The 24,824-nt window shown below is 34.1% G+C and carries 25 protein-coding genes and 1 other RNA gene; 10 read left to right on the forward strand and 16 right to left on the reverse strand.

All coding sequences use genetic code 11. From position 1 onward, the window contains the following. Window positions 1–67: 67 nt before the first annotated feature. Window positions 68–625 carry an HPP family protein gene (locus tag HWV59_RS13250; RefSeq protein WP_175639093.1) on the reverse strand — a complete coding sequence of 186 codons (558 nt, stop codon included), beginning with the start codon at window positions 623–625 and terminating at the stop codon, window positions 68–70. Window positions 626–1,072: 447 nt separating this feature from the next. Between HWV59_RS13250 and HWV59_RS13255 the strand changes: the two genes are divergently transcribed. Further along, the gene (locus tag HWV59_RS13255) at window positions 1,073–1,228 is read left to right on the forward strand and encodes a hypothetical protein (RefSeq protein ID WP_175639094.1); all 156 of its coding nucleotides are present in this window, start codon (window positions 1,073–1,075) and stop codon (window positions 1,226–1,228) included. 12 nt (window positions 1,229–1,240) lie between these two features. Here HWV59_RS13255 and HWV59_RS13260 read toward each other — a convergent pair whose 3' ends face one another. The 6 genes from HWV59_RS13260 to HWV59_RS13285 all read right to left on the reverse strand — a co-directional run bounded on the left by HWV59_RS13260 (window position 1,241) and on the right by HWV59_RS13285 (window position 7,779). Then, entirely contained in the window at window positions 1,241–1,849 is a 609-nt protein-coding gene (locus HWV59_RS13260; RefSeq protein WP_175639095.1) for a chloramphenicol phosphotransferase CPT family protein, read from the reverse strand. Between the two features lie 178 nt (window positions 1,850–2,027). Beyond that, complete coding sequence (locus tag HWV59_RS13265) at window positions 2,028–3,293, reverse strand: MFS transporter (RefSeq protein ID WP_102231416.1); 1,266 nt, start codon at window positions 3,291–3,293, stop codon at window positions 2,028–2,030. 15 nt (window positions 3,294–3,308) lie between these two features. Next, the gene (locus HWV59_RS13270) at window positions 3,309–3,587 is read right to left on the reverse strand and encodes a hypothetical protein (protein ID WP_102231415.1); all 279 of its coding nucleotides are present in this window, start codon (window positions 3,585–3,587) and stop codon (window positions 3,309–3,311) included. Window positions 3,588–3,752: 165 nt separating this feature from the next. Further along, the gene (locus HWV59_RS13275; RefSeq protein ID WP_175639096.1) at window positions 3,753–5,111 is read right to left on the reverse strand and encodes an MATE family efflux transporter; all 1,359 of its coding nucleotides are present in this window, start codon (window positions 5,109–5,111) and stop codon (window positions 3,753–3,755) included. A gap of 189 nt (window positions 5,112–5,300) precedes the next feature. Further along, a complete protein-coding gene (locus HWV59_RS13280) occupies window positions 5,301–7,415 on the reverse strand; it encodes a transglycosylase domain-containing protein (RefSeq protein WP_175640057.1) in 2,115 nt (704 codons plus the stop codon). 208 nt (window positions 7,416–7,623) lie between these two features. Next, entirely contained in the window at window positions 7,624–7,779 is a 156-nt protein-coding gene (locus HWV59_RS13285; protein ID WP_175639097.1) for a hypothetical protein, read from the reverse strand. Window positions 7,780–8,062: 283 nt separating this feature from the next. Here HWV59_RS13285 and HWV59_RS13290 point away from each other — a divergent pair, with 283 nt between their 5' ends. Further along, the gene (locus HWV59_RS13290) at window positions 8,063–8,521 is read left to right on the forward strand and encodes a hypothetical protein (RefSeq protein ID WP_102231413.1); all 459 of its coding nucleotides are present in this window, start codon (window positions 8,063–8,065) and stop codon (window positions 8,519–8,521) included. 57 nt (window positions 8,522–8,578) lie between these two features. On the opposite strand, the gene ffs is transcribed toward HWV59_RS13290, so the two are convergent. Both ffs and HWV59_RS13300 read right to left on the reverse strand, forming a co-directional pair. Next, an RNA gene (gene ffs / locus HWV59_RS13295) (signal recognition particle sRNA large type) lies at window positions 8,579–8,845 on the reverse strand. Between the two features lie 186 nt (window positions 8,846–9,031). Continuing rightward, window positions 9,032–9,637 (reverse strand): cell wall hydrolase, encoded by a 606-nt coding sequence (locus tag HWV59_RS13300; RefSeq protein WP_235991725.1) that lies wholly within the window; start codon window positions 9,635–9,637, stop codon window positions 9,032–9,034. A gap of 200 nt (window positions 9,638–9,837) precedes the next feature. Here HWV59_RS13300 and HWV59_RS13305 point away from each other — a divergent pair, with 200 nt between their 5' ends. Together HWV59_RS13305 and HWV59_RS13310 are read left to right on the forward strand one after the other, a co-directional pair. Further along, window positions 9,838–10,686: a helix-turn-helix domain-containing protein gene (locus HWV59_RS13305; protein ID WP_175639098.1), complete on the forward strand. Its 849-nt coding sequence runs from the start codon at window positions 9,838–9,840 to the stop codon at window positions 10,684–10,686. Window positions 10,687–10,763: 77 nt separating this feature from the next. Next, the gene (locus HWV59_RS13310; RefSeq protein WP_175639099.1) at window positions 10,764–11,351 is read left to right on the forward strand and encodes a DUF6434 domain-containing protein; all 588 of its coding nucleotides are present in this window, start codon (window positions 10,764–10,766) and stop codon (window positions 11,349–11,351) included. Window positions 11,352–11,871: 520 nt separating this feature from the next. Here HWV59_RS13310 and HWV59_RS13315 read toward each other — a convergent pair. Further along, complete coding sequence (locus tag HWV59_RS13315) at window positions 11,872–12,831, reverse strand: aldolase catalytic domain-containing protein (protein ID WP_175639100.1); 960 nt, start codon at window positions 12,829–12,831, stop codon at window positions 11,872–11,874. A 295-nt stretch (window positions 12,832–13,126) separates the two neighbouring features. Here HWV59_RS13315 and istA point away from each other — a divergent pair, with 295 nt between their 5' ends. The 4 genes from istA (at window position 13,127) to HWV59_RS13335 (ending at window position 16,310) form a co-directional block, all read left to right on the forward strand. Then, a complete protein-coding gene (gene istA, locus HWV59_RS13320) occupies window positions 13,127–14,551 on the forward strand; it encodes an IS21 family transposase (protein ID WP_034333605.1) in 1,425 nt (474 codons plus the stop codon). Next, window positions 14,548–15,273, forward strand: a complete 726-nt coding sequence (gene istB, locus HWV59_RS13325) for an IS21-like element helper ATPase IstB (protein ID WP_026562898.1) — start codon at window positions 14,548–14,550, stop codon at window positions 15,271–15,273. The genes istA and istB overlap by 4 nt, the downstream gene beginning before the upstream one ends. A gap of 177 nt (window positions 15,274–15,450) precedes the next feature. Then, window positions 15,451–15,780, forward strand: coding sequence for an MGMT family protein (locus HWV59_RS13330; RefSeq protein WP_102231409.1), 330 nt, complete (start codon window positions 15,451–15,453; stop codon window positions 15,778–15,780). Between the two features lie 173 nt (window positions 15,781–15,953). After that, entirely contained in the window at window positions 15,954–16,310 is a 357-nt protein-coding gene (locus HWV59_RS13335) for a hypothetical protein (RefSeq protein WP_235991726.1), read from the forward strand. Window positions 16,311–16,356: 46 nt separating this feature from the next. Here the strand turns inward: HWV59_RS13335 and HWV59_RS13340 are convergent, their stop codons facing one another. The 6 genes from HWV59_RS13340 to HWV59_RS13365 form a co-directional block, all read right to left on the reverse strand. Next, entirely contained in the window at window positions 16,357–17,181 is an 825-nt protein-coding gene (locus HWV59_RS13340) for an aldo/keto reductase (protein WP_175639101.1), read from the reverse strand. Between the two features lie 82 nt (window positions 17,182–17,263). Further along, window positions 17,264–18,475 (reverse strand): Bcr/CflA family multidrug efflux MFS transporter, encoded by a 1,212-nt coding sequence (locus HWV59_RS13345; RefSeq protein WP_102231407.1) that lies wholly within the window; start codon window positions 18,473–18,475, stop codon window positions 17,264–17,266. 392 nt (window positions 18,476–18,867) lie between these two features. Then, on the reverse strand, window positions 18,868–19,626 hold the full coding sequence (locus tag HWV59_RS13350; RefSeq protein WP_175639102.1) for an amino acid ABC transporter ATP-binding protein: 759 nt from the start codon (window positions 19,624–19,626) through the stop codon (window positions 18,868–18,870). Between the two features lie 14 nt (window positions 19,627–19,640). Continuing rightward, window positions 19,641–20,336 carry an amino acid ABC transporter permease gene (locus tag HWV59_RS13355; protein ID WP_175639103.1) on the reverse strand — a complete coding sequence of 232 codons (696 nt, stop codon included), beginning with the start codon at window positions 20,334–20,336 and terminating at the stop codon, window positions 19,641–19,643. Next, a complete protein-coding gene (locus tag HWV59_RS13360) occupies window positions 20,320–21,117 on the reverse strand; it encodes an amino acid ABC transporter substrate-binding protein (RefSeq protein ID WP_175639104.1) in 798 nt (265 codons plus the stop codon). Before HWV59_RS13360 ends, HWV59_RS13355 begins: the two co-directional genes overlap by 17 nt. Before the next feature lie 454 nt (window positions 21,118–21,571). Further along, a complete protein-coding gene (locus HWV59_RS13365; RefSeq protein WP_217708461.1) occupies window positions 21,572–22,072 on the reverse strand; it encodes a methyl-accepting chemotaxis protein in 501 nt (166 codons plus the stop codon). Window positions 22,073–22,325: 253 nt separating this feature from the next. On the opposite strand from HWV59_RS13365, the gene HWV59_RS13370 reads away from it, so the two are divergent. Together HWV59_RS13370 and HWV59_RS13375 are read left to right on the forward strand one after the other, a co-directional pair. Next, entirely contained in the window at window positions 22,326–23,513 is a 1,188-nt protein-coding gene (locus HWV59_RS13370) for a hypothetical protein (RefSeq protein ID WP_175639105.1), read from the forward strand. 900 nt (window positions 23,514–24,413) lie between these two features. Further along, a complete protein-coding gene (locus HWV59_RS13375) occupies window positions 24,414–24,596 on the forward strand; it encodes a hypothetical protein (RefSeq protein WP_175639106.1) in 183 nt (60 codons plus the stop codon). Window positions 24,597–24,824 lie beyond the last annotated feature (228 nt).

Below are 24,824 nucleotides of genomic sequence, written 5' to 3' on the forward strand. Positions count from 1 at the left end.
TTAATTACATCCATAATATTGCTGATAGCACAAAAAGAGACTGCATGAGCAGCCTCTTACCTTTACTTTATATCCACTGTTTAGGATATTGTCTATTTTTAAATAAATTATTATAAAGTACTGAAATTGAAATGAGGAGGACAGACGACAAGACTATAGAAAATAAAAGGCCCCAGCCTGCTTCTGTGTTAATTGCCACCATTGCACTTGCTGCTGCAGGTGGATGAATTAATTTAAAGGTAATCATAAGGAATAATACAATAGCAAGTGTAAGTCCTATCGATAAATGAGATTTACCAAATACACTCCAAATCAATAATGCTGTAAATGTTGAAACAAGGTGTCCGCCAACAATTTGTCGTGGTTGTGAAAATGGTAATGAATGTGCAGCAAATACCAATAAACAACTGGCACCCATTGGACCTAAAATCATTGGATAGCCTAACATAACTGCTACAAAGCTAATAAGTGTAATGGCAATTAAGCCGCCGCCCGCAGAAATAATCGTATCCCCAAGCTTCACGTTTGTATGAATTCTTTGGTTTCCCTTCATTTTCATGAGATAAGAATGAAAAAATAAAATGACACTTTGCTGATTTTTTTGTAGTGTTTTCTCAACATTCATAAAATTTTCCCCTTACGTTGAGTTTTTCAAGAAGTATGTAAGATAATCTTCCGTAAAATTTATTGTAATGGAAATGGTAAAAATATTAAAGATATTTTTTGAGAATTACTATTGAAAACCCTTTCAAAAAGTGATATGAAGCATAAAAAGTTTGACTAAAATTGTCGGATGATTAGTAGTGCAAACGTTGTTAAATTGTTGTTAGAATAGTAAATGTGTCGAGTTGAGTTGAGATAGCGAACCTGTCCGCAATTTAAGTCGATGGAAAACGTTGTTATAACAGTTGGTTTAATGATAGGGTATCCTGCTTGAAGCTAACCGTCATTCATCTTTCAGCATGCTTTTATCAGCATGGTTATGTATTGACGGTTTTTCATTTTTATCAAGAGGATTAAACATAGTGTAGAAAATGAAAAGTAAGTCATTACCTTAATAGGAGGAGTATTCATGTCAAACGAAACGAGTACAATGACTCAGCAAATCGTGATCTATAAAGGAATAAATTGTGAAGTTATTTATAATTATGGAAATGGGAATTATGAAATTGTTTTTGGAGAACAAATTTTATTAGTAAGCGATTCAGATATACAAATCATAAATTAAGATTTTTATAAGTTACAACTTACGAATTTCTTTAAAAGAAGTAGGCAGCGGTCCATGTTTTATTCTTAATTTAATGAGATTAGCACAATCTTCCGGGGATAAAATTGACGTGTCTACTTCCAGATCATAAATACCTGGCTTATGAACAAGTTTCTGCCATAACTGTACAGGCTTTGGAATCTCACCTTCTGATGTGTAGCCCATATTCCATGTCATACGTCTTCTTTCCATAATCTCTTCTATAGGACAGCGAACACCTATAAAGTAAACAGGAAATTCTTTCAGGATCAGTGCACATTTTTTTAGTATACCTAATGAATTGGAATATCCATCATGATGACCAACATCTACTACAATATTTAGACCTGCTCGACTAAAAGAAGCAATCGACTCGTACAGGACGATGTATAAACGTTCAATTACAGGTTCGAGATCAGGTCTCTCTCCTCCAGGACGCAAGCCAATACTTGGTTGATAAGCATCTGGGGTCATTTTCATCATTTGATCTACACCTAGGTTCATCCACACACCTTCAAAGTTGTTTTGTATAGATTTGGCAATGCTTGTTTTTCCAGACCTTGGAGCACCATTTAAGATAATGATATTCCCGATATTCTCCATTTTTTCTCCACCTTTTATTTGATGATGAGTCTCTTTTATTACGTCTAAAACAATGCTAACTTTAGTTGATTTCTTTCCAATACCTTCTAAAACAATGATTAAGATAAGCTCCTATATTAATCATCTACTAGGATTCAATTGGAAAATGCATGACAAAAAGTTGCCATGCATAAAAATCTTACACTAATTCATTTCGTTTACGAAGAATGTGATAAAGGAAATAACAACAGATAGAACATAACAATGCTAGTAATGCGATAAAACCATAACCTGCTTGTAAGCCTATCAAGTCATTTTCACCATTACTGAATACATTTGTAACAAAGTCAATAATAAAACCAATCAGAAAATTTCCAATTACACTGGCAATCCCCATTAATGTTACAGTAAAAGTAATAGCAGTTCCAGTTCCTTTAGGATACCTTTTAGCTAAAAGTGCCATAACAGTTGGATAAATCAACGCAATTCCAACACCTGAGATGGCAAATAACATGGCGCCTTTTTCACCTATAATAATAGCCGCAAAGCTGCATAGACCTGAAAAAGCAGAAAACAACATAATTGATTTTATAAATCCAATTTTATCAGTTAATGGTCCAAGCAATAATCTAGATAGCATGAAAAACAGGAAAAATAAAGAAAGCATATTTGAAGCATCTGTTAATTCCCATTGATAAGCCTTTACTAAATAATTAATTAACCATCCCCCGACGGCAAGCTCTGATACGACGCCAAAGGATAAAATTGCAACGATTAACCAAGCAATTGGATCTTTTGAAAGATTTTTAAAAGATAAAACAGACCCTTCCTCCATATTCTCAGTGGGAAATTTCCCTAGTAATGAAGGAATGATCGGTAGTAATGAAAAACATAATATAAAAAGGTACATTCCCCGCCATCCAAATTCTTCTCCACTTACTCCATTCCATCCCATAATGGAAGCAGCCATTATAGGGGCGACCGTTGAGCTTAATCCATAAAAAAAGTGAGATAGATTCATCATCATACCGGTATTTTTCGTGAAAATCCTTGCAGCCATAATTCCGAGTCCAATTTCCAACATACCGTTACCAATATATAAAAAGAAAAAAGAAGCAGAAAGAGTTGGAAAGGTTGTAGAAAAATAGATAATAAATCCAGCAGCAGTCATCGATAAAAATGCAGCGATACCTGTCAACTTTATGCCAATTTTGTTCGCAAGAATGGATGTAAATGAACATGCAAGTAAATATCCGAGAGAATTTAAAGCTAATAGAGTACCAAGATGAGTCTGTGTTAAGTGAAAATCTTGTTGAATAATCGGTATGGCAGGCCCTCGTACATTTTCAGATAATCCAAAAATTAGAAATCCACCAAACACAATCAATAGCATTAAAATATAATTATATTTGGCGTTATTTGAAATCCTTTTAAGGGGTGTGTGCTTGAACTCGAGTTCATTCATTTGTTGTCCTTCTTTCTATTTGCTAGCAATGTTTTTTGAATTAATAACAGTTTGCAACAAATAAACCGCTTTCACTTCGTCATTAATTTTAACATAAATATCATAATGGGTTTGCCTCGACGTTGGAGGTGGTACTTTGTAGGGAATGTCTGCTGATGTTAAAATATCGAGTAGCAACAAATGTTCATCTTGATTTAGACTGGAGTTAATTAACTTCCATTTTTTATTTTGATGTGAACGATAAAGTGAATAGATAACAAAAAACAAAGAAAGTACGGCAATTACCTCGTACAAAGGACCCCCTCCTCATTGTCATATGTTATTCACTATATTAGCGGTTTGTAGCATTCATGTATGATTCTTAAGTTCCACATAAAGTGTTAAACTCCTGCTGTTTTGACAAAGGATAAACAATTATTTTCTTATATAAATTATTACAATGAAAAGCCAGTTCCTAAATCATATTATGGAACTGGTTTCTTCTTTCTCCAATACAAATTTTATTTGAGTTAACCTTTTTAAAGCGAGAGATAAAAATAATGATCTTCCTAAGGTAAATATATTAAATGTAAACCATAGTTGATGAGGATTTATCTCTGAGCCAAAAATCCAAATGGAAATAATAAAAACGATAAGTGCGCAAAAAATTGTGTTTCGAATAAATTTAGCTTCTGTTGCACCTGAGAACACACCTTCCAATTGAAGTCCCCAAAAAGCAACAATTGGATAAACAGCCATCCAAATAAAGAGTTCTCCTGCTAGATTCTTTACTTCCTCTAAGTCCGTAAATGCGATTAATAGGAAATGACCAAAAACGAACATAAAGATTGAAAGGAAAATGGCAGTCCCTAATCCCCACTTAAATGATAAAGAAAGGGCTCTTTTAAATAAAGATAGTTGATGGCTTCCTATTGATCTGCCAACTAAAATACTTGAAGCATTAGCAAACCCGGAAATTAAGTAAGCCATGATATAGTGAACCTGCAATAGTATGGCATTTGCAGCTAACTCAATTTCTCCCATTCTTGCACCTATGGTAGTAAAAATCCCTGTCATTAATAGCAAACAAACTGCTCGTAAAAACAAATCCCGATTTATAACAAGCATCTTAATTATTGGTGCTCTTTTCAGCATAGAAGATAAATTAAGATGAAGAGATGTAAGTTTTCCTGACTTCACAACAAAGGCTAATCCGATTAAAACCGTACTAATTTCTGCTATAACAGTTGCATATGCGACACCTGATACACCCCATCCGAAAACTAATACAAACAAAAGGTCTAAACTAATATTTACTACATTCATATATATTTGAGTGGCAAGTGATCGTTTTACTTTACCAATTCCCATAAGCCATCCTATTAATACATAATTGACTAAAGCAAATGGTGCTCCCCATATTCTGATTGAAAAATAAGTAGAAGTAAGTTCTTCAATTGTTTGGTTTGCTCCGAATATATATAGAGAAACGTTTATAATTGGAAGCTGAAATAGAATAAACAGGGATCCTATTAAAATAGCTAAAAAAATTGGTCTAATGAAGGAGTATACAATCTCTTTTTCATCATTGGCCCCACTTGCTTGTGAAGTTAACCCAGTTGTACTAACCCTTAAAAATCCGAGAAGCCAGTACATTGTGTTAAAGATAACAGCACCAAGTGAAACTGCTCCGATTGCAGAGGCTTCAGACACTCTCCCTACAACGGCTGTGTCGACAGCACCAATTAACGGTGTAGAAATACCGGATATGATTAGTGGTATTGCTAATGTTAGATAGTCTCGATGACTTATTTCTTTTTGTGTTTCTAATTGGTTCATTTCTTTCTCCTTCTGCTATTGCACGATAATTATCGTAACAATTAAGGTTTATTATATATAGATTAATAGTGTATTTGTCAAGTAAATAAACGAATAACGACTTTACCAGATCTTATAAAAAAGACAGACAATTTCATACTTTGTCTGTCTTTCTTACATCAACTTATAGTACTTTTTACACTCAGAGGCTTAATCTTTTTTATCGTGTTCATCTTTTCCTTTTTCTTTCCCTCTGCCTTTGTTTTCATTTTTCTTATCTTTCTCATCTTTCTTATCTTTCTCCTTCTCTTCATCCCTTTCTTTTTCTCTGTCTTCCTCCTCTTCTCTTTCTTCATTTTGCTCTTCTTTTTCTCTCTCTTTTTCAATTTCCTTTTCTCTTATCTCAAGCGATTTTTTTATATTTTCGTCAATAAGTGATAAATCAAAAGATGTGTCTGTTAATTCAGATTTAGATAAGGTAACAATTTCTTTAAAAACAAATGTAGCAGTTTGGCTACTGGACGATAATAAATAGTGCTGTTGATCTGTCTTGTCATAACCCAACCATATAGCACCTACTAATTCGGGGGTATAGCCAACAAACCAGTGATCGTTTGATCCACCATTACTATCGAATGGTAATTGTGTTGTTCCGGTTTTTCCTGCCACATCAATTCCTTCAACCTTGGCATTTTTACCTGTTCCTTCTTCCACAACTCCATTTAGTAAATACGTGATTTTTTGCGCAACTTCAGGCTCCGTCACGCGTGTTGCTTTACTTTGCCATTCGGCAATCACTTCACCGTTGGCATCTTCGATTTTCCGAATTGAATGGGCTTCAACCATGACACCGTTATTTGGAAACGCTGAAAATGCTTGTGCCATAATTAACGGTGAGGTGCCTTTAGACATTCCACCTAGAGCAAGCGGCAGGCTCTGGTCTTCCTCCTGCAATGGTATACCAAACCGTTCAACAGCTTGTATTCCTTTTTCTAAGCCTATTTCATTTAAAAGCCAAACGGCTGGAACATTGTAGGAATGAATAACAGCGTCATACATAGTGGTTTGACCACGATATTGACGGTCATAATTTTGAGGCTGATATTCGCCATTAAATGTTATAGGTTGATCTATTAAGTTATTGAATGGTTCATATCCCTCTTCTAAGGCAGGTGTGTAGACAGCTATTGGTTTCATTGTTGAACCAGGCTGACGGACGAGTTGACTTGCATGGTTAAATCCACGAAATGTATGTTCGCCTCTTCCCCCTACTAAGCCTTTAATTCCACCAGTTGAAGGATGAATAAATACACCACCACTTTGAATAATTTGATCGGGTTGACTCTCTGGAAAAAGAGTCTCTGAATTGTAAACTTCTTCTGCAGCCTTTTGAATGACTGTATTTAATTCTGTATAAATATGAAGCCCGCCAGATAATATTTCATTTTCAGTAACATTATATTTTTTAATAGCTTCTTCAATTAAATAATCCACATAATATGGATAATTGCCCTTATATTCGTCCTCAACCTTCCTTACATCTAAAACAACTTGTTCAGCTTTTGCAATTTTCAACTCATTTCTAGTGATGTACCCTTCTTTTTCCATCAAAGATAAAACTAAATTTCTTCTCTGAATTGATTGATCAAAGTTTTTAATAGGTGATAATGATGAAGGTGCCTTTATCAGTCCTGCTAACATTGCTGATTCACTTACTGTTAATTCAGATGCATTCTTTCCAAAGTAGGTTTTTGCAGCACGCTGAATTCCCCACGCTCCTTCCCCAAAATAAATTTGGTTTAAATACCGTTCCAGTATCTCATCTTTACTATAAGAACGCTCAATCTTTTTTGTTAGGATCAATTCCTTCATTTTTCTTGTAAGGGTCCGTTCATGTGATAAAAATACATTTTTAGCAAGCTGCTGAGTTATTGTACTTCCACCTGCAACGACTTCGCCTTTCAACAAATTTGTTGCAAATGCCTTTGCTACAGCAAAATAATTAATACCATGATGGTGATAAAAACGTTGGTCTTCTGTAGCAATTACAGCATGAATCATATGTTTTGATATTTCATCTAATGAAACTCCTTCAATTTTTGAATTAGACAGTTTACTGGCTATTTCTCCATGTTGATCATAAATAATTGTTGGTTGGGGAGCAGGTTTTTCTAATTTGCTCACATCACTTGTCCAAATAAAAATATTGAAAACTATGACACAGCAGATTGCAAATATTAAAAGTGCTCCAACGAGTTTAATACTTACCTTATAAGAAAATAGCGTTTTTTTCTTCAAGGATTTTTGATTATTTCTTCTTTCCATTCTTCCCAAGACTTGTCCCACCTTCTTAACAACTGAACAATTAGCTTTTACATATATTGATTTATTGTTAATCAGTAGATATTTTTCGTCAACCTGTCATAAGTCTTAACCTTTATGTGTGAGAATAGACCTGTTTCTTTAATGGAAAAAATCCAAAGAAATATGTCTCTTTGGACTATATATTGTTTATTTATAACATATCAGGCATTTACGACTTATTAGAAAACTGCTCTTTAATAAGTTTTAATGATTCGACTAATCCTGGCAGTTTATCAAAATACTCTGCTTCGTTTTTTAGTAGGATTTCATTAATGCGAGACTGTAACAGCTCCTCAACCAACTCAATCGTTTGTTGATGAATCATATTTCACACCCCTACATGATGTTCCTGTATTATATTCTTCTCCTTTAAATTTGATAACATTTTTTAAGAATATTCCAAAAAATAATGTATTATCTTCCCTACTTAAAAAGATGAATATATATTATATATTTTGGGTATGTGCTTTATGGTTAATGCCATGCTGTTTTTATTAATAAACACTTATATAAAATTGGAAAAAATACAATTAAAATGCCTTTATGGAATCAAACACGTTTTTATCCATCCATTCATATAATACCTTACCTTATCAAGGGGTGGTAGAATGAAACGATGGTTAAAAGCCGTGATTTTACTTTATCTTTCCCTGTTGTTTTTTGGCAGCTTTTTTGCAGTTGGTGCTTTATGGACAGGTGTTTTAGAAAAGGTTTTTCCGTTCATTTCTTCAATTGAAGTCTTTCTCTATTATTTTTTTGCCGGATCAATCGGTGGCTCCCTCCGACATCTTTACATGTTTTGCTCTCATTACATGAAAGGTGAGTTAACGGACTATAGAGAATGGATTATGTATATTTTTTATCCGGTTTTTGCTACAGGAACAGCTGTTATAGCTGTTACATTAATTCAAAGTGGAGTCTTCTTGATTGATTTTATTGATTACAAAGAAACTCCTTTAGCTCAAATCAGCATCGCTTTTTTTGTAGGCTTTGGCTTTAATCGATTTTTAAATATGTTAAATGCTTTTTCGAAAAAGATGTTTAAGCCAAATAAGATAAATGAATAAAAAAGATGACTCCTTTTTTTGTGAAGGAGTCATCTTTTTTATTCATTCATATGTAAACCGTGCACCTCTTATTGATACGGTCACATAAGCGTTACTTATGTAGCCAGCTCGATCAGGGCTACCCTGCGGCACACAGGCGAATCTACTTATGGCTGCTCCCTTCCAGGCCTGACCAGATTCACAGATGTCTGTTGCGCGGACCCCAATTTTCATCACTGCTTGCATAAGGCAAACCTTACATGAACCATACCGCTAAAGAGGAATTCAACCCCGCTAAGGCGGATTGCAGGTAACAGGGCACCGCCATCTCCCCATCTAGCACGGTATGTATAAGTCTTAGTAAGTTGTATGTTTGTCGATACGGTGTTTACCGTATATATATAATTTATCATAGATGAGTAAGTTAGTGAAGTTGTATATAATGGTAAAACTGTTCCACTTAGTTCCAAAACGTATGTCTTAATTAAAAAACGCGTACAACTCTTTACTTTATCTGTACGCGTTTCTTTTTTATATAGCAAATGCATGATTTCCAATTGTTTTAACAACATCACGAGATCGTATCCAATCGTCTGTAGCTGTTTCAGGATTGTAGAAATAAAGAAGTTCTTTACTATTATCATTTACTTCTAATGCTTCTTGAACAGCCTTATAAGATTCTTTGTCAGCTGGTTTATTAATAGAATTATTTGCTACAGGTTCAAAGGCATTTTCTTGGTAAATAACTTGCTTAATCGTATCCGGGAATTGTTCATGTTCGACACGGTTAAGTACGACTTCAGCAACTGCTACCTTACCACCAAATGGTTCCCCTTTTGCTTCTGCATGCACCAGCTGAGCAAGTAATTTCTTTTCTTCTTTTGATACCTTCGTGCTCTTTTTATCATCAGCTTCAGCTTTTATTATGGATTCTTTATTGATAGTTTCTTTCTGTTGAAATCGTAAGTCAATTGATTGTGCGTTGTTTGTCTCAGTTTGGATTCCATGTTTGTTCAATATTAAATGTAATGAGTCAACTGATTGATTTTCAGCATTTTCTTCAGCATTTGTATTTGTCACATTATAAGTAAAAAAGACCATATTCAACGTTATAAATAAAGAAATTATTTTTTTCATTTTGTATACCTCCTGTTTGTTTAGTTGTTCGCAACAGGTCATATACAAGGCTAACAGGTTTGCAAGAGTTTCTCATTAGTAAATTATTGGAAAACGAAATAAATAAAATGAATTTTTTTTATTTTCCACGCTACTCTCCCTAGAAAAATCCCTATATAAAAAGTGAAATGAACTATTAATCATTAGGGGGACTTCTAACAATGCAAAAATTAAATTATGACACAATAAAATCGTATCAATCTTTTCCAACTATCGAAGAAATGGATCAAGCTGTTCGTGGTTTTTTATATACATATAAATCTTCATTGTCTGAAGGAACATTAAAAGTTTTAACGTTTATCTGGAGACATTCTGTAAAAGTAATTGGGGTGTCATTTGCCAAATACGATACAATAGCTGACGAGGTTGAGTTGAATCGAAGAACCGTTATTCGCGTGGTGAAAACATTAGAAAATCTTGGCCTTATAAAAAAAGTTCCAACTGCCAGAATGAATGGAAAACAAGGGGTAAATTTACTTGTAATTCAACCTTTTCAATCAATTGAAGAATTACTACCTAATAATATGTCACCCCATGATGTCACTCGAGATGTCACTCCTAATAAAACAGAGAATAAGCAAAGTTCACTCTGTGAGAATAAAACTAAAATACGAACTAACGTAACAGAGTTAGAAAACATGGAACCTGTTGAACAACTAAAGAGTAATACTTTTGATTCAATCTCTGATCATGAAATAGATGAGAGTTTTTTACCAGAAATTGTTCACATAAAGTTTATTGAAGCGGTCAAGCCTTTTTTTCATGCTACTGATATCTACAGATTATGGAACCGTGTGCTTATTGCCTATAACAAAATTAACCCACAAAGGTATATTGATGATTTAATCGATGTAGTGGTATATGCTTTTAAACAAACTGTATTTATGAAACGCATGAGAAAAATACATACAAGTTTTGAAGGATACTTTTACCGTACTCTATATGGCATGCTTAATGTTGAAAAACGACGTGAGAATCGTCATGTGTTATATGACTTTATTGGGGATTAATGGCAGAAAATCTCCTTGTAAGGATTGGAACACTTGTTCTATAATGAGTGTTATGAGACATTAAGGAGGAGTTGTTAGTGAGACCAAGGTTGACTAAAGAGATCAGCATCCACTCTTTTAAAGAGTTTTATTGGTTAAAAGAGGAATTACAAACGTTTTGCAGAGAAAATGGGATCAGTGCCACTGGTTCAAAAATGGAAATATCGGATAGGATTGAAACTTTTCTTCTTACTGGAGAGATAAAAAAACCTACTAGAAAGTTAAAAGCAACCAGTTTTGCTGTACCTTCGAAAGACTTAAGTCTTGATACAGTTATTACAGAAAACCATCGATGCAGTCAAGAAGTGAGAGCTTTTTTAAAAACGGTTATCCCAAAATTTCATTTTTCAACTTATATTCAGAACTACTTTAAAAATAATGTTGGAAAAACGTACCGCGATGTTGTTGATGCTTGGTATGTTGAGGAAGAACGTAAGAAAGACCCATCCTATACAAAAAAGATCGGACCACAATTTGAATACAACCAATTCACTCGTGACTTCTTTGCAGACCCGAATAATAAAGGGAAAACTCGCACAGAAGCAATTGAAGCATGGAACAAAATAAAGAAACTTCCCGGCAGCAACAAATATGATCCTATTATGGTAGATTCGAAATCAAAATAAGACATCCAGTGCAATGAAGTTTATCATGTGAAAAGACTGCTTTATTTAAAAATTGGATTTAGAATGGTATTGGATGATAAATGATTATTAGGTTATTTTAGCAACAGTGATGAAAGGCTTTTTGGAAGGGCTCGAAACTGGTTATGTCCTTCATAACAGGGATGAAGGACATTTTAGAAGAGCTGTGAATGAGTAATGTCCCTCACACCAGGGATGAAGAACAATTTAGAAGAGCTGTGTATGAGATTTGTCCTTCATGCCAAGGATGAAGGACTTTTCAGAAAAGCTGTATACGAATTATGTCCTTCATACCAAGGATGAAGAACATTTCAGAAGAGTTGTGAATGAGTTATGTCCTTCATACCGAGGATGAAGAACATTCCAGAAAAGCTGTGTATGAGATTTGTCCTTCATACTCACATAAAACATAGAAATAAAAGAAGGCGAGCATTCTTTAAAAATATCTCGCCTGTTCTACCTTCTTTATTAAATGAATTTGTACACAAACCAAACTTATACTTTACTTACTCGCAGGTGCAACCGACGCTTCAGGAGAAGTAACTTTATCATAAAATTCAACAAATTTATCACGATCTTCACTATCACGGTAAGCCATTGCTACACGAGGATGCTCATTTAATGTACCGGAAATCATGTAAGGAATGATATAGCCCCACTCCCACTTTTGTCTCATGTCGAGCATATGTTTTTCAATCACACCAAGTACTGGTTTCAACTCATAGCTGGATTTTTGGATATGTGTTACAAGTAGTTCTGTATGGCAATTGCCCGCTGCTCTCCCCATTCCATAAACGGATGAATCAAGATAACTTACGCCATTCCGCATAGCAGTTAGAGTATTAGCAAAAGCAAGCTGCATATTATTGTGTGTATGAATACCAAATTGCTTATTTGGTAGCATGCCCTTAAATTTCTTTACTTGGTGTTCTATATCAGAAGGATCTAAACTTCCAAACGAATCAACGATATACACGACATCTACCGGACTGTCCTTTACCATTTCAAAAGCCTCTATTAATTGGTTTTCAGGAACACTGGATAATGCCATAATGTTGAGCGCTGTTTCATACCCTAGATCGTGGAACATTTGAACAAGCTCAAGGCCCTTATCTACTTCACGGATATAACAAGCAACTCGAATCATATCTAAAACACTTTGTTCACGTGGTAACACATCGTTTGGATCAACACGTCCAATATCAACAAGTGCAGATAATTTTGTGTTTTTCTTCTGTGGAATGACTTCTTTTAAAAAATGATCATCAAGAAATCTCCATGGATTTGGTTCACTTGCCTTTAAAAGTTTTGGAGAATTTTTATAACCGATTTCCATATACTCCACCCCAGCCTCATTTAGGCCGTGATACAAGTCTTGAACAAATTCTACGCTGAAATCCCAATTATTCACTAACCCGCCATCACGAATGGTACAGTCAATTATATTCGAGCGATTTGCCATAGTTATCATTTCCTCCTGAATTATGTAAATATATCTTTTAAATTTGCCATAATGATGATGAAGTGTCAACAGATTTTGTAAAAGTATTGGGAATTATAAAAAAATTAATTCTATTTAGTAGTGATATAGTTTAAATTTCACTATTGTTTATTGCAAAATAGAAGTGCAGACCTTTGCAACAGAAAAATGCAGAGTCCTGCACTTATTTTAATAAGGGCATAAAAAAAGACTTGCCAGTCACCCCAAGTCCCTCTAATGTAATGGTGTCGAATCAATACATGGAGGTTACGGAAGGATGCTAGCAATGTCTGATATTAATTGTATCAAAAATTTAAGAAACAACAAAGGACTATCAATCTCCCAAATACAGAAAATAGTGGGAGTTAACTGGCGTACTGCAAAGAAATACGCTGATGATGACCAGATTCCTAAAGAAACCCTCAAAGCTAGAAAAGGAATGATGTATGAGGAAAAATGGGGAGAAATGGTTGCCGATTGGTTGTTCGAAGATCAAAGATTAAAAAGAAAATCTAGAAGGACAAATAAAGAGTTACATAACGAATTGATTAAATATGGATTTACTGGCTCATATAGAACTGTATGCAATTTTGTAAAAGAGTGGAAAAGCAGTCATCAAGAAGAACGTGATAAAGGACATGAAAGATTAGCGCACCCTCCGGGTGAAGCACAAGTGGATTTTGGAGTAATGGAAGCTGTTCAAGATGGGGATCTAGTAGATGTTCGAGCATTGATCATGTCTATGCCTTATAGCAACGCAGGCTTTGCAATACCTCTTCCATCTGAGAATCAAGAATGTTTTTTGCATGGATTGCAGGAACTGTTCATTCAAGCTGGTGGAGTGCCAAAGTCATTAAGAATTGACAACCTTACACCTGCAGTAAAACAAACCCGATCAAAAATGGAAGAGGCAAAACTAACAGATGAATTTATGCAATTTCAGAACCATTATGGCTTTGAAGTTCAAGTTTGTAATCCTAGAAGTGGCCATGAGAAAGGAAATGTAGAAAATAAGGTGGGCTATATTCGATATAACTTTTTCACTAAGGCACCTGTGATGAAAAGCTTTGAAGATCTAACCTTACAGTTAAAGGAAAAACTGGAGGAAGATCGTAAGAGGCTGCATTATGAGAAAGAAGTTCTAATCCAAGAGTTATGGGAGCAAGAGACCAAGTACTTACTAGCTTTGCCTGAGAAGGAATATCCAGTATTCAAAAAAGACCTGGCAAAGGTAAATAAGTACAATGAAGTGAAAATTGACAATTCCCTTATACATGTGCCACGTGCATTTAACTATAGCCAATTGCACCTACTCCTTAGCTGGGATCAATTTAAAGTTGTTTCACCAGACGGTGAAATTCTGTTGGAGGACTTCCGTCCTTATATGAACAAGCGAAAAGCACTCCCGTGGTTATCTATTATAAAAACATGGATCTATAAACCAAGGGTTCTAAACTATTCTCGATATTGTGACTACCTTCCGGGAAGAGTAAAGGAGTTTCTACTAACGGACAATTTGCTCATTCGGCGAAAACGTTTAGAGGCCCTCTCTACACTCTTAGTTACATATGATATGAAACGAATTAATGAAGAGTTTTATGACTTAATTGAGAAAGATCGTTTAAATGGCGATATCAATCCTTATGAAGTGGATTGGAACCAATATGATGCCCTCACTCCAATTGAGGAGGCCAGCAAATGAGTGATCAATTACGAAGTAAGTGTAAGACTCTGCGTTTGGCCCATATAGCAGAAATTTATGATCAAATTCCCTTCGAGAATAAGGAGCAATATCTTAATGACTTATTTGACGAGGAACATAAGTTAAGAGAACAAACAAAATCTATAAGATTAATAAAAAAGGCAAAGTTTTTGGACAAGAAGACTCTTCACACTTATGAATGGACAGAACAGATTCGGTTTCCACCTCATACATCTAAAGAGGAAATATGCAGTTTGAGTTTTATTGAAAAAGGAGAAAACGTTGTACTAGTAGGTTCTCCTGGCACTGGGAAAACACATCTAGCAACAGGGTTGGGAAGGAAGGCTTGTGAAAATGGATATGAGGTTCGATTCTACCGTGTAGCTCATTTAGTAGAAGAATTGGAGCAATCCTTAAGATTGAATAAGCTCTCAGCATTTCGTAAGAAATTGGAAAAGGTAGATTTAATCATCCTAGATGAAATGGGCTACCTGCCGTTTAGTAAAGAGGGATCTGAGCTTCTCTTCCAACTTATCTCTGAATTCTACGAGCAAAAAAGTTTAATAATCACGTCAAATTTAGAGTTCAGTCAATGGAACAGGATATTCACAGACTCTAGGTTGACCGCAGCATTGGTAGACCGGTTGATTCATCATGCACATATCATCTCGTATCAAGGAGAGAGTTATCGCTTAACGAATGCATTATCTAAAAGAAAATAAAGAAAAGTAATTCGGGTGACAAACCTCTGTACTTTTCTTTGCATTTTTCTGCACTTTTCTATTGCAAAATACACTATGCTAATATGTGTTATAATAACTGAAAAATACATAGATGATCTATCGTCTTATATTGGTTATTAATAATAGGAATAGCTATAATTTGGAGGTCTTTTATTTATGCGTCCGTTTACAGAAAGAGCAATAAAGATTATTATGCAAATCCCCCACGGTCGGGTCATGACTTATGGACAAATTGCCCGAATATCTGGCAGTCCCAGGGGTGCTAGACAGATCGTTCGAATCCTCCACTCTATGAGTACCAAATACCATCTTCCATGGCATAGAGTTATTAATTCAAAAGGAGAAATTGGCTTAAAAGATCAAACCTCCTTTCAATTACAGAAGCAATTACTCGAAAGTGAAGGCATTAAAGTGACAGAGGAAGGCTGTATTGATTTAACTAAATATCAACATTACCAAGCTGTAGAAGATGAATGGCTAAAATAAAGATCATTTATTCATCTGGTTTACATAATAATATTATTGTTATCTTCTCTGAGTATAAAAGAAAGCAAACACCTCTCCCCTTTTAATAGTCTTAAAACCATTATTTTATAATCTAATGACGAATCTGGGCGAAAATGGTAAAATAGTAAGAGACTACCTGAGGGAGTTGAAACATGGTGAAATATTTCGTTGATTTTATGCTGGCAATTGTTCTTACAGCCATCTCCTATGACTTAGGAAGTTTACTCATAAGTGGTGGAATTGCCTTTTGGCAGGCGTTATTGATTGGATTTTCTGTGGTTTCACTGGGTGCACTTACAGAGGCAGTTGGAGCTCCAATTTGGTTGATCGTTTTAGTTCCCTTTCCAGTTGGCATGATCTTATTATTTTTCTTTTTAGGTGCTTCTGTTGGTCAGTGGTTTCTTACTTATCTGACAACTCTTGGAATTTACACAGTATTTCATATCGTTATGAGCTATTTTTTCTATTTTCATTCATTAATCCCAGCCTGGAAATTATCCCAAAAATAAGAACACAAAAAGCCTGCTTCCAAGTGATTTGGAAGCAGGCTTTTGATTATCGTACATTCATATCATTTGGATGTGGACCTTTACGACGGTCACGGTTAAGCTCATTAATTGCGCTCATTTCATCAGATGTAAGCTCAAAGTCGAAAACATTAAAGTTTTCTTCAATTCTTGATGGAGTGACTGATTTTGGAATAACAATCGTGTTGTTTTGTAAATGCCAACGTAGAATTACTTGAGCTGTTGTTTTGTTATGTGCTTCTGCAATTTTTTTAATAACTTCATCTTGTAATGCTTCTCCACCTTGATCAAGCGGGCTCCATGCTTCGACAAAAATATTATGCTTTGCACAGAACTCTTTTATTTCATTTTGCGCAAGATATGGGTGACATTCAATTTGATTTAGTACAGGCACTACTTCACATTCATTGATTAGGCGCTCTAAGTGTTCAATTTCAAAATTGCATACACCAATTGCCCTTACTTTTCCATCTTTATATAATTCTTCTAATGCTTTATATGTATCGACATATTGGTCAAACTCTGGAGTTGGCCAGTGAATAAGATAAAGATCAATATAATCAAGTCCTAATCTTTCTAAGCTTGCATCAAATGCTTTTAATGTATTATCATACCCTTGATCTGTATTCCATACCTTTGTTGTGATAAATAACTCTTCACGAGGCACAGATGCTTCTTTGATTGCTTTTCCAACACCGACTTCATTTTGATAAATCATGGCAGTATCGATCGAAGTGTAACCGGCCTTAATGGCGTTTGAAACAGCATTTGTTGCTTGGTCATCCTCGACTTGCCATACACCAAAACCAAGCTGCGGCATCTTTAATCCGTTATTTAACGTAACAAAATTCATTTTACACTCTCTCCTTTATGAAAAAGTCTATGTTTCATTTTTTACTATACTAGAATTCCATTCAAATGGAAAAGAATACGCATTATTTAGCAGTTTGAATGCTATCAGAAGATTTACGAACCAAGCCATAATAAGATAAAAATGCTAAAAAGCTCGCTGAGAAGATTACGACTCCCATTGGAATAGCATTATATTCTCCAGCAATACCTACGAGCGGTGCTGTTAAAGATCCTAACACAAAAGGTAATAAACCTAATAATGCAGATGCACTTCCTGCAATATGACCTTGCGTTTCTATTGCAAGTGCAAATGACGTCGTTGAAATAATTCCGATCGATGCTACTAAAAAGAAGATTGGAACAGCAACTAAAATAAGTGGTGCTTTAAAAAGTAAAGCGATAAGTAAGAGTGCACCAGCTGTATTTGAAAGAATTAATCCAATTTTCAGGAATGTTTTCTCTGAAATATAATCAGTTAATCGACCAACAGATTGGGTCCCAATAATTAAAGCAATGCCATTTACTCCGAATAGTAGACTAAATACTTGTGGTGACACGCCATAAATATTTTGATAGACAAATGGAATACCAGATACATAGGCAAAAATTCCGGCAATCATAAATCCTTGTGTGAGTGCATAGCCTGTAAATTGTCGATCCTTTAATAATGAACTAAAATTTTTAACAACTTGTTTAAAGTTACTTGGCACTCGGTTTTCTTTCGGTAATGTTTCTTCCAATTTCAATGAAACAATCAAAAATAAGATCAATCCTACACAAGCTAATACGATGAAGACTCCTGACCAATTAGTAAACGCAAGAACCCCGCCTCCTACGATCGGTGCAACGATCGGACCTAAATTCCCAACCAACATTAATAATGAAAAGAACTTTGTTAATTCTTTCCCACTGTAAACATCACGAACGACAGCTCTCGATATTACAAGTCCACCTGCAGCTGCAAAGCCCTGGACAAAACGCGATGCAATGAAGGTATAAATATTAGGTGCAAAGGAACAAGTTAATGATGCTAGTAAATATAAAATAAGGAAAATAAGTAATGGCTTCCGTCGACCCTGAACATCACTCATCGGACCAATGATTAATTGACCTAATCCCAGACCTAAAAGACAGGTTGTTAGGCTAATCTGTACGAGAGAAGCTTCCGTTTGATAATCTTCGACAATGGTAGGAAATGAAGGCAAATACATATCGATCGTGAACGGTCCTAAAAGTCCAAGTGATCCTAAAAGCAATGCAAGCTGTATTCGTTTTGTTCCGGATAATTTATTCAAGTTGTTCTCGCCTCTCTGTTATTAAGTTAAAAAATAGAGTATTCACGATGATGAAAAGAATGTAAGTTAAACCCTCCTTTCTCATTTTTAACCGGTTAACTTTGCATTTGTTATTACGTTTTGAAAGAAATCGGTCATTTCTAAATTTGTATGCTGGTTCAATCATTATGTACATTAAAGGGCTATGTAATCTCCTAAAAATGTATGTGCATGCATACAAAATTAGCACATGAGAAATTATTTCGTCAAGCGAAATGATTAGCGCTTATTATATGATAAGGTGAATAGTATCTTTCTTTGTATAAGGATCCTTTTTCTATTTCGTTTTATTCTCAAATTTCTCTAGGCCAATTCCACACCTAGAGATTATATTGAAAATACCCTTATCAGTGTCACGATCCAATAGAGGGATTTAAAATTCTTTGTAAAAATCTCTTTGTTCTTTCTTCCTTAGGTGACTTCAGGACTTTTTCTGGAGTTCCTTGCTCAACAATGTATCCGCCATCCATAAATAAAACCTTATCAGACACGTCACCAGCAAATTGAATTTCGTGAGTGACGATAATCATTGTCCAATTTTCTCTCGCTAAATCTTTTATCACAGTTAAAACTTCGCCAATTAATTCAGGGTCTAAAGCGGATGTTGGTTCGTCAAATAACATTAATTCAGGCTTTAGTGCCAATGCCCTTGCAATTCCTACTCTTTGCTGCTGGCCTCCTGATAATTGATGAGGATAGAAATTCAATTTATCCTTTAATCCTACTTTTTCGAGGAGAATTTCAGCTTCACGTCTAACTTCAGTTTTATTGCGCTTTTGAACAATTACTGGTCCTTCCATTACATTTTCCAATGCCGTTTTATGAGGGAAAAGGTGATAAGCTTGAAAAACCATACCTGACCTTCTGCTAAACTTAACCATATCACGTTTATTCATTTTGTCTTCAAAATTTAAAGTAAGTCCATCTTGGAAGGTAAAGAGTCCTTTGTCAGGATGCTCTAAGCCATTAAAACAGCGAAGTAGTGTTGTTTTCCCTGATCCGGACGGGCCAATAATAGATACTACTTCACCTTCTTGAATATCAATATTTATTTCTTTTAATACATCATTTTGACCGAATGATTTTGCCAATCCTTTTATTGTTAAATACAAGCTCAACACCTCCTTTATTTTGCAACATAACGATCCAGTCGTTTTTCAATGACAATTTGAACGAGTGACAACAAAAAGCAAATGATCCAATAGATAAGAGCTGCTTCAACATATAAAAGTAGAAAGTCATATGTTCTTGCTGCAATTTCCTGTGCTTTGCGAAATAATTCAGAGACCAACACAAGTGATGCAAGTGATGTGTCTTTTACTAAACTAACAAATGAATTCGATAATGGAGGTACTGAAACTCTTGCAGCCTGAGGAAGAATGATGCGATAAAGAGCCTGCCATCTTGTCATTCCAATCGTATAAGCTGCCTCCCATTGACCTTTTTGAATTGATAAAATAGAAGCCCGCATAATTTCAGACCCATACGCACCTACATTTAACACAAAAGCAATAATGGCACTAATAAATGGATCAAGATTTATGCCTAAGTTAGGTAAGCCGTAAAAAATGATAAATAATTGCACTAGCAGTGGTGTACCTCGGATTGCTGATACATACACAACTGCAGGTAATTGTAAGGTACGGGACTTTGATATCCGCATCATTGCCGTGATTAGCGCTAAAATAATTCCACCTGTAAATGATATTAATGTAAGTGGAATCGTGTATTGGATTGCACCTGTAATCATAGGAAGAAGAGAGTTAATAAATAACTCCCAACCTCCCATATCTGCTGTTATTGTATTACTTTGCTGATACATCTTCGTCAAACCACTCTTTAGAAATTTTCGCTAATGTGCCATCCTCTTTCATTGCCTCTAATTGTTCATTAACCTTTTCAACTAGCTCTTCATTTCCTTTATTAAATGTAAACGCCATTTCAGAAACATCATTAGACTCTGCTACGATTTTTACACTTTTATCTTTTTGTGTTTTCATGTAGTCTAAAACAGCTAGTTTATCGTTTACTGTTACATCAGCACGCCCTTGTTTAATTAACTCGATCGATTGGGCAAGACCTTCTACCCCAACAAGCTCTGCTCCATTTTCTTCAGCAATTGCTCCATAATTACTTGTTAAGGACTGTGCCGATTTTTTCCCTTTTAGATCCTCAAATGAGGTAATATCATTGTTATCGGCTGGTGTAACAATAACAGATGAAGAATATGTATATGGTGTTGAAAAATCATAGTTCGCCAAACGGTCCTCATTAATTCCTACTTGGTTTGCAATTAAATCAAAACGTTCTGAGTTTAATCCAGCAAACATAGAATCCCATTGTGTTTCCATAAATTCAATTTCAACTTCCATACGTTTTGCAACCTCTTTGATTACTTCAACGTCATATCCCGTTAGTTCGCCTTCTTCATTATGGAAGGTAAATGGTGCGTAAGTCCCCTCAGTACCTACTTTAAGAACTTCCTTTTCAGCTGTTTCTTTTGAATCGGTAGTATCGTCTGCATTTTCCTGGTTTGCTCCACAAGCGGCTAATAGAAAAATAAACGATATTGCCATAACCACACTCAAAAATAATTTCTTCATGGTATACCTCCTAGGTTATTTATTACTTGTTTTTGAGGTAAATAAGGATCCCTATTTTAGTATTATTAAGTGGATGATTATCCTAAATTACCCAGACAATTTTCAAACCAAATCTTTAAGTGATAATGCCAAGGTCTTCTTTCTTTTATCATTACCTATTTTTGTCGTTTTTACCAAAATATCATTTTAAAAATGTGTCCAAGATCTAAATTGCAATAATATCAAACAAACTAAAAAAGAATCAGTGATAACACCGATTCTTAATTGCTTTCATTATTAATGCATATCTTTTTTAGCATATTTAATTTTTCGTAATAAGATTGGGCAATTCTTTTTCTTTCTTCTTTACTTAAAACGTCTATTGTGTTTTCCTCGATAGCCAGCTGAATATTATATTAAATCTTTTACGTATAAATAAAAAATGTATTAACCTTAATGGTGCTCTTTCATTCGATCAAATACGAAACTTTTTAACCATTTCTTGTAATTCTTCTGATAGCTTTTCAAGAGAATTTGCATTTCTTGAAAGCAGTTCAATAGAGCTGGTTGTTTGTTGAACTGTTGCGGTTGTTTCTTCTATACTTGCTGCTGATTCTTGCGAAATAGAAGCAATATTGTCAATGGATTGATTAATTTGTTGACTATGATGTGCAATATCTGAAAGCTGTGTTGTAATGTTTGTCACTTTATTAGTCATATTTATAATAGATTCATTTATATCATGAAATGCTTTTCCTGTTTGCTGTATTTGATTTGAACTTTCCTCAACCTGGTTATAACCATCGGTTAATGCTTCAATCACACTGGTGGATTCTGATTGAATATTCGTGACAATCGTCGTTATGTCTAAAATTGAATGTGATACTTGTTCTGCGAGATTTCGTACTTCATTTGCAACAACGGCAAACCCTTTACCATGCTCCCCTGCTCTTGCAGCCTCAATAGCAGCATTCAATGCTAAGAGATATAGGTACAGGTTAGGGTTAAAATAATCTCATAGTAATAATATATGCTGATCAACCATTGATACATCAATATTCTTGTCTATTATTCTATTATGCCCATGACATATAAAAATGGGCATAAATAATTTAGGTGGGCAAATTTAAAATATTGATTTTAAATAAGGAATAAATTGTGCAATGATATTTTAAAATAAAAAGATAATAATTAAAGAATAGATATATTAATAAGATAGAGGGTATAAAATGAAAGTAACAATTAAATTAAGGGATTTGTATAAAAATTATAATAATTATACAGTAGGTCAGAAACTATTAGTTTATAAAGATATTTATGATTTTCGTACAAATACGATAGATTTGCAAAACTACCATATTAGCAGAGCGATAAGGCTTAACAATACGCACCCATCTGAAGAGCTTGAAATTGTATACAAGTTAATCACAAAAATACAAATGAAAGATGCTTTTATTAGGGATGAATTACATAAATCCCTTAAGAAAACAATAAGGAGAGCACCTAAAAATGGCCTTAAAAGCAGGAACATAATTGAAGAATACCAATTTATTGAAAAATACATTTCGAGACTATCATCTAATAATTCTAAATTTAAGGAAATCAATATAGATCCTAATGTATATAACAAGCTAAGGAGTATGCCTTTTAATGAGCAAATTCATAACCTTAGATTTATGCATATAATAATAGTTCGACATATACTAAGTGATATAGGCGAGCGTATTGAAGATAGTTATAAAATTTATGGGGAATACTCACATAGGTCTAATTTTAGGAAAGCAATCCTTTTTGTTTCAAATTTTTATTATTTACATCATAATAAAAATATAGGTAGAACATTAAGTAATACCTTTTTAAAAAAACTAGATGGTGTTAAGTTAACTAATTATGAAGAAATATGTTTTTCTTATTACAACTATGTAGCAGTTGCTGAATCTAAATTTGGCACTATTTTCTCTCCTGAATCACCTAATGGAAGAAATTCTAAATTACAAGAAGAATATAAACAGAAATTAATATCTAATATAAATCAGACAGTCAAAACAAAAATAAAAGAAAAAAAGGAAACGATTATTACTGATTTTTTTGAAGAATGGAAATGGAAAAGTTCCAGTCAGGGTAAGAACTTATTTAGTGGTCATTCTAGCTTCAAACTTGAAGATATGTTTATATTAGAGAAATTAGGAATCTCTAGGGACGATATTTTAAGAGATGGTCCTATTGATATAAATAAAGAGCGTTTATTCATGTTGATTGAGACAATTTTAAAACAGAACTCAGAAGAACAACTAAATGAATCAAAAATTTTCATTGAAAAGTTTATAGCTTTACTAATTTCTTTAAAAAACGATCAACAACTTTTCAATGAAGCCTTGAGTAAACTAAGCCATACGTTAGAACTTTATGAAAATTAAATATATAATAAATGGAATAAGCGTGTAATCGTTCTCCACGCTTATTTCTGTCTTATAAGGGTTTATATATTATTTAATGTTTCTTTACTATGAGTGGGCATTCTGAACGTCCTAAAGTTCATTACCAGTTCTTATTCACACCCCAAAATTTAAATGAAACTCTTCCTAATCTTTACTGCCCAGTCAGTCAGAAATCCTAAACAGTTTTAAATTGCTTAATCAACAATACATTGATCTTATAATTAGTGTAGTTACTCCTCTATATTAGTTATTATGTATTATGTAATTAAACTTGCTTATAATTTATATTTGTAGCGAAGACATTCCTCGATTATAAAGGATGTTAGTATATATAATAATTTATACGTACATCGTAATGCCTCAATCACTTACATGGAAACTATCCCTTGCTGCATGTAATATTGTTATAATGTAGTTACAGCTCGTTACTCTTTCTACTTCTGAAATTTAAATAAACTAATATGCATAATCCAAGTATTGAAAATATTACATAATTATTTTGTTCTCTTACTATGTTAACAATTAACACAAACCAAAGCATACAATAGTTAAAGCAAAAAAATATGCAACTTATGAGTTTTACATCGCCTTTAAATTCATTCGGAGATATTCCTTAGTGCCATTTTGGATCTAATTAATTGAAAATGAATTATACCTATTATCATTATTAATATAGACATATACTACCACCCCATTGCCTTGTATATATTTGTTTATTAGTATTGTCAATATTTTGTACGAATCTCCATAAAACACAATTCAACGCTATTTATGAACATCAACAATCCTGGTATAGATATTTGGTAAATTGATTAGGGATAATTTTCTTATATTTTTAAGTATTTTAGGAATCATAGTAAAGATAAAAGGAGGAGAAAGATGCTATCTATATATGACTTATCCTTAATGAAAAATACACTTAAAAAAGTAGGTAAGTTAGAAGTATTGAAAGAAAGCCGTATAGCTCAATTTCAGAAGTATCTTCAAGAACAAGGTTTTCTTTTTGCTGAAAAACACAAAGAATCAGTTGATTACTATGCAGTAATATTCATGAAGTTATAAGTACTTTGACTTCATTTTGAGATCCTTTTTTATACACATCTAAACATCTCGACACTCTCAAAATTTGTTTTATGGATACCACTAATTATGGTTTTCTTCACTGGATCTTGCCTTTTTGCTCTGTTCAAAGATCTAGACCGAAATAAATAAATACTGGTTCCTTTCCATAGGCTAGATATACAAGTGTATTTATCTCTTGTAAAACAGATAGAGCGCATGCTACTTTCA

Source organism: Metabacillus schmidteae (genome assembly GCF_903166545.1).
Lineage (GTDB): Bacteria > Bacillota > Bacilli > Bacillales > Bacillaceae > Metabacillus > Metabacillus schmidteae.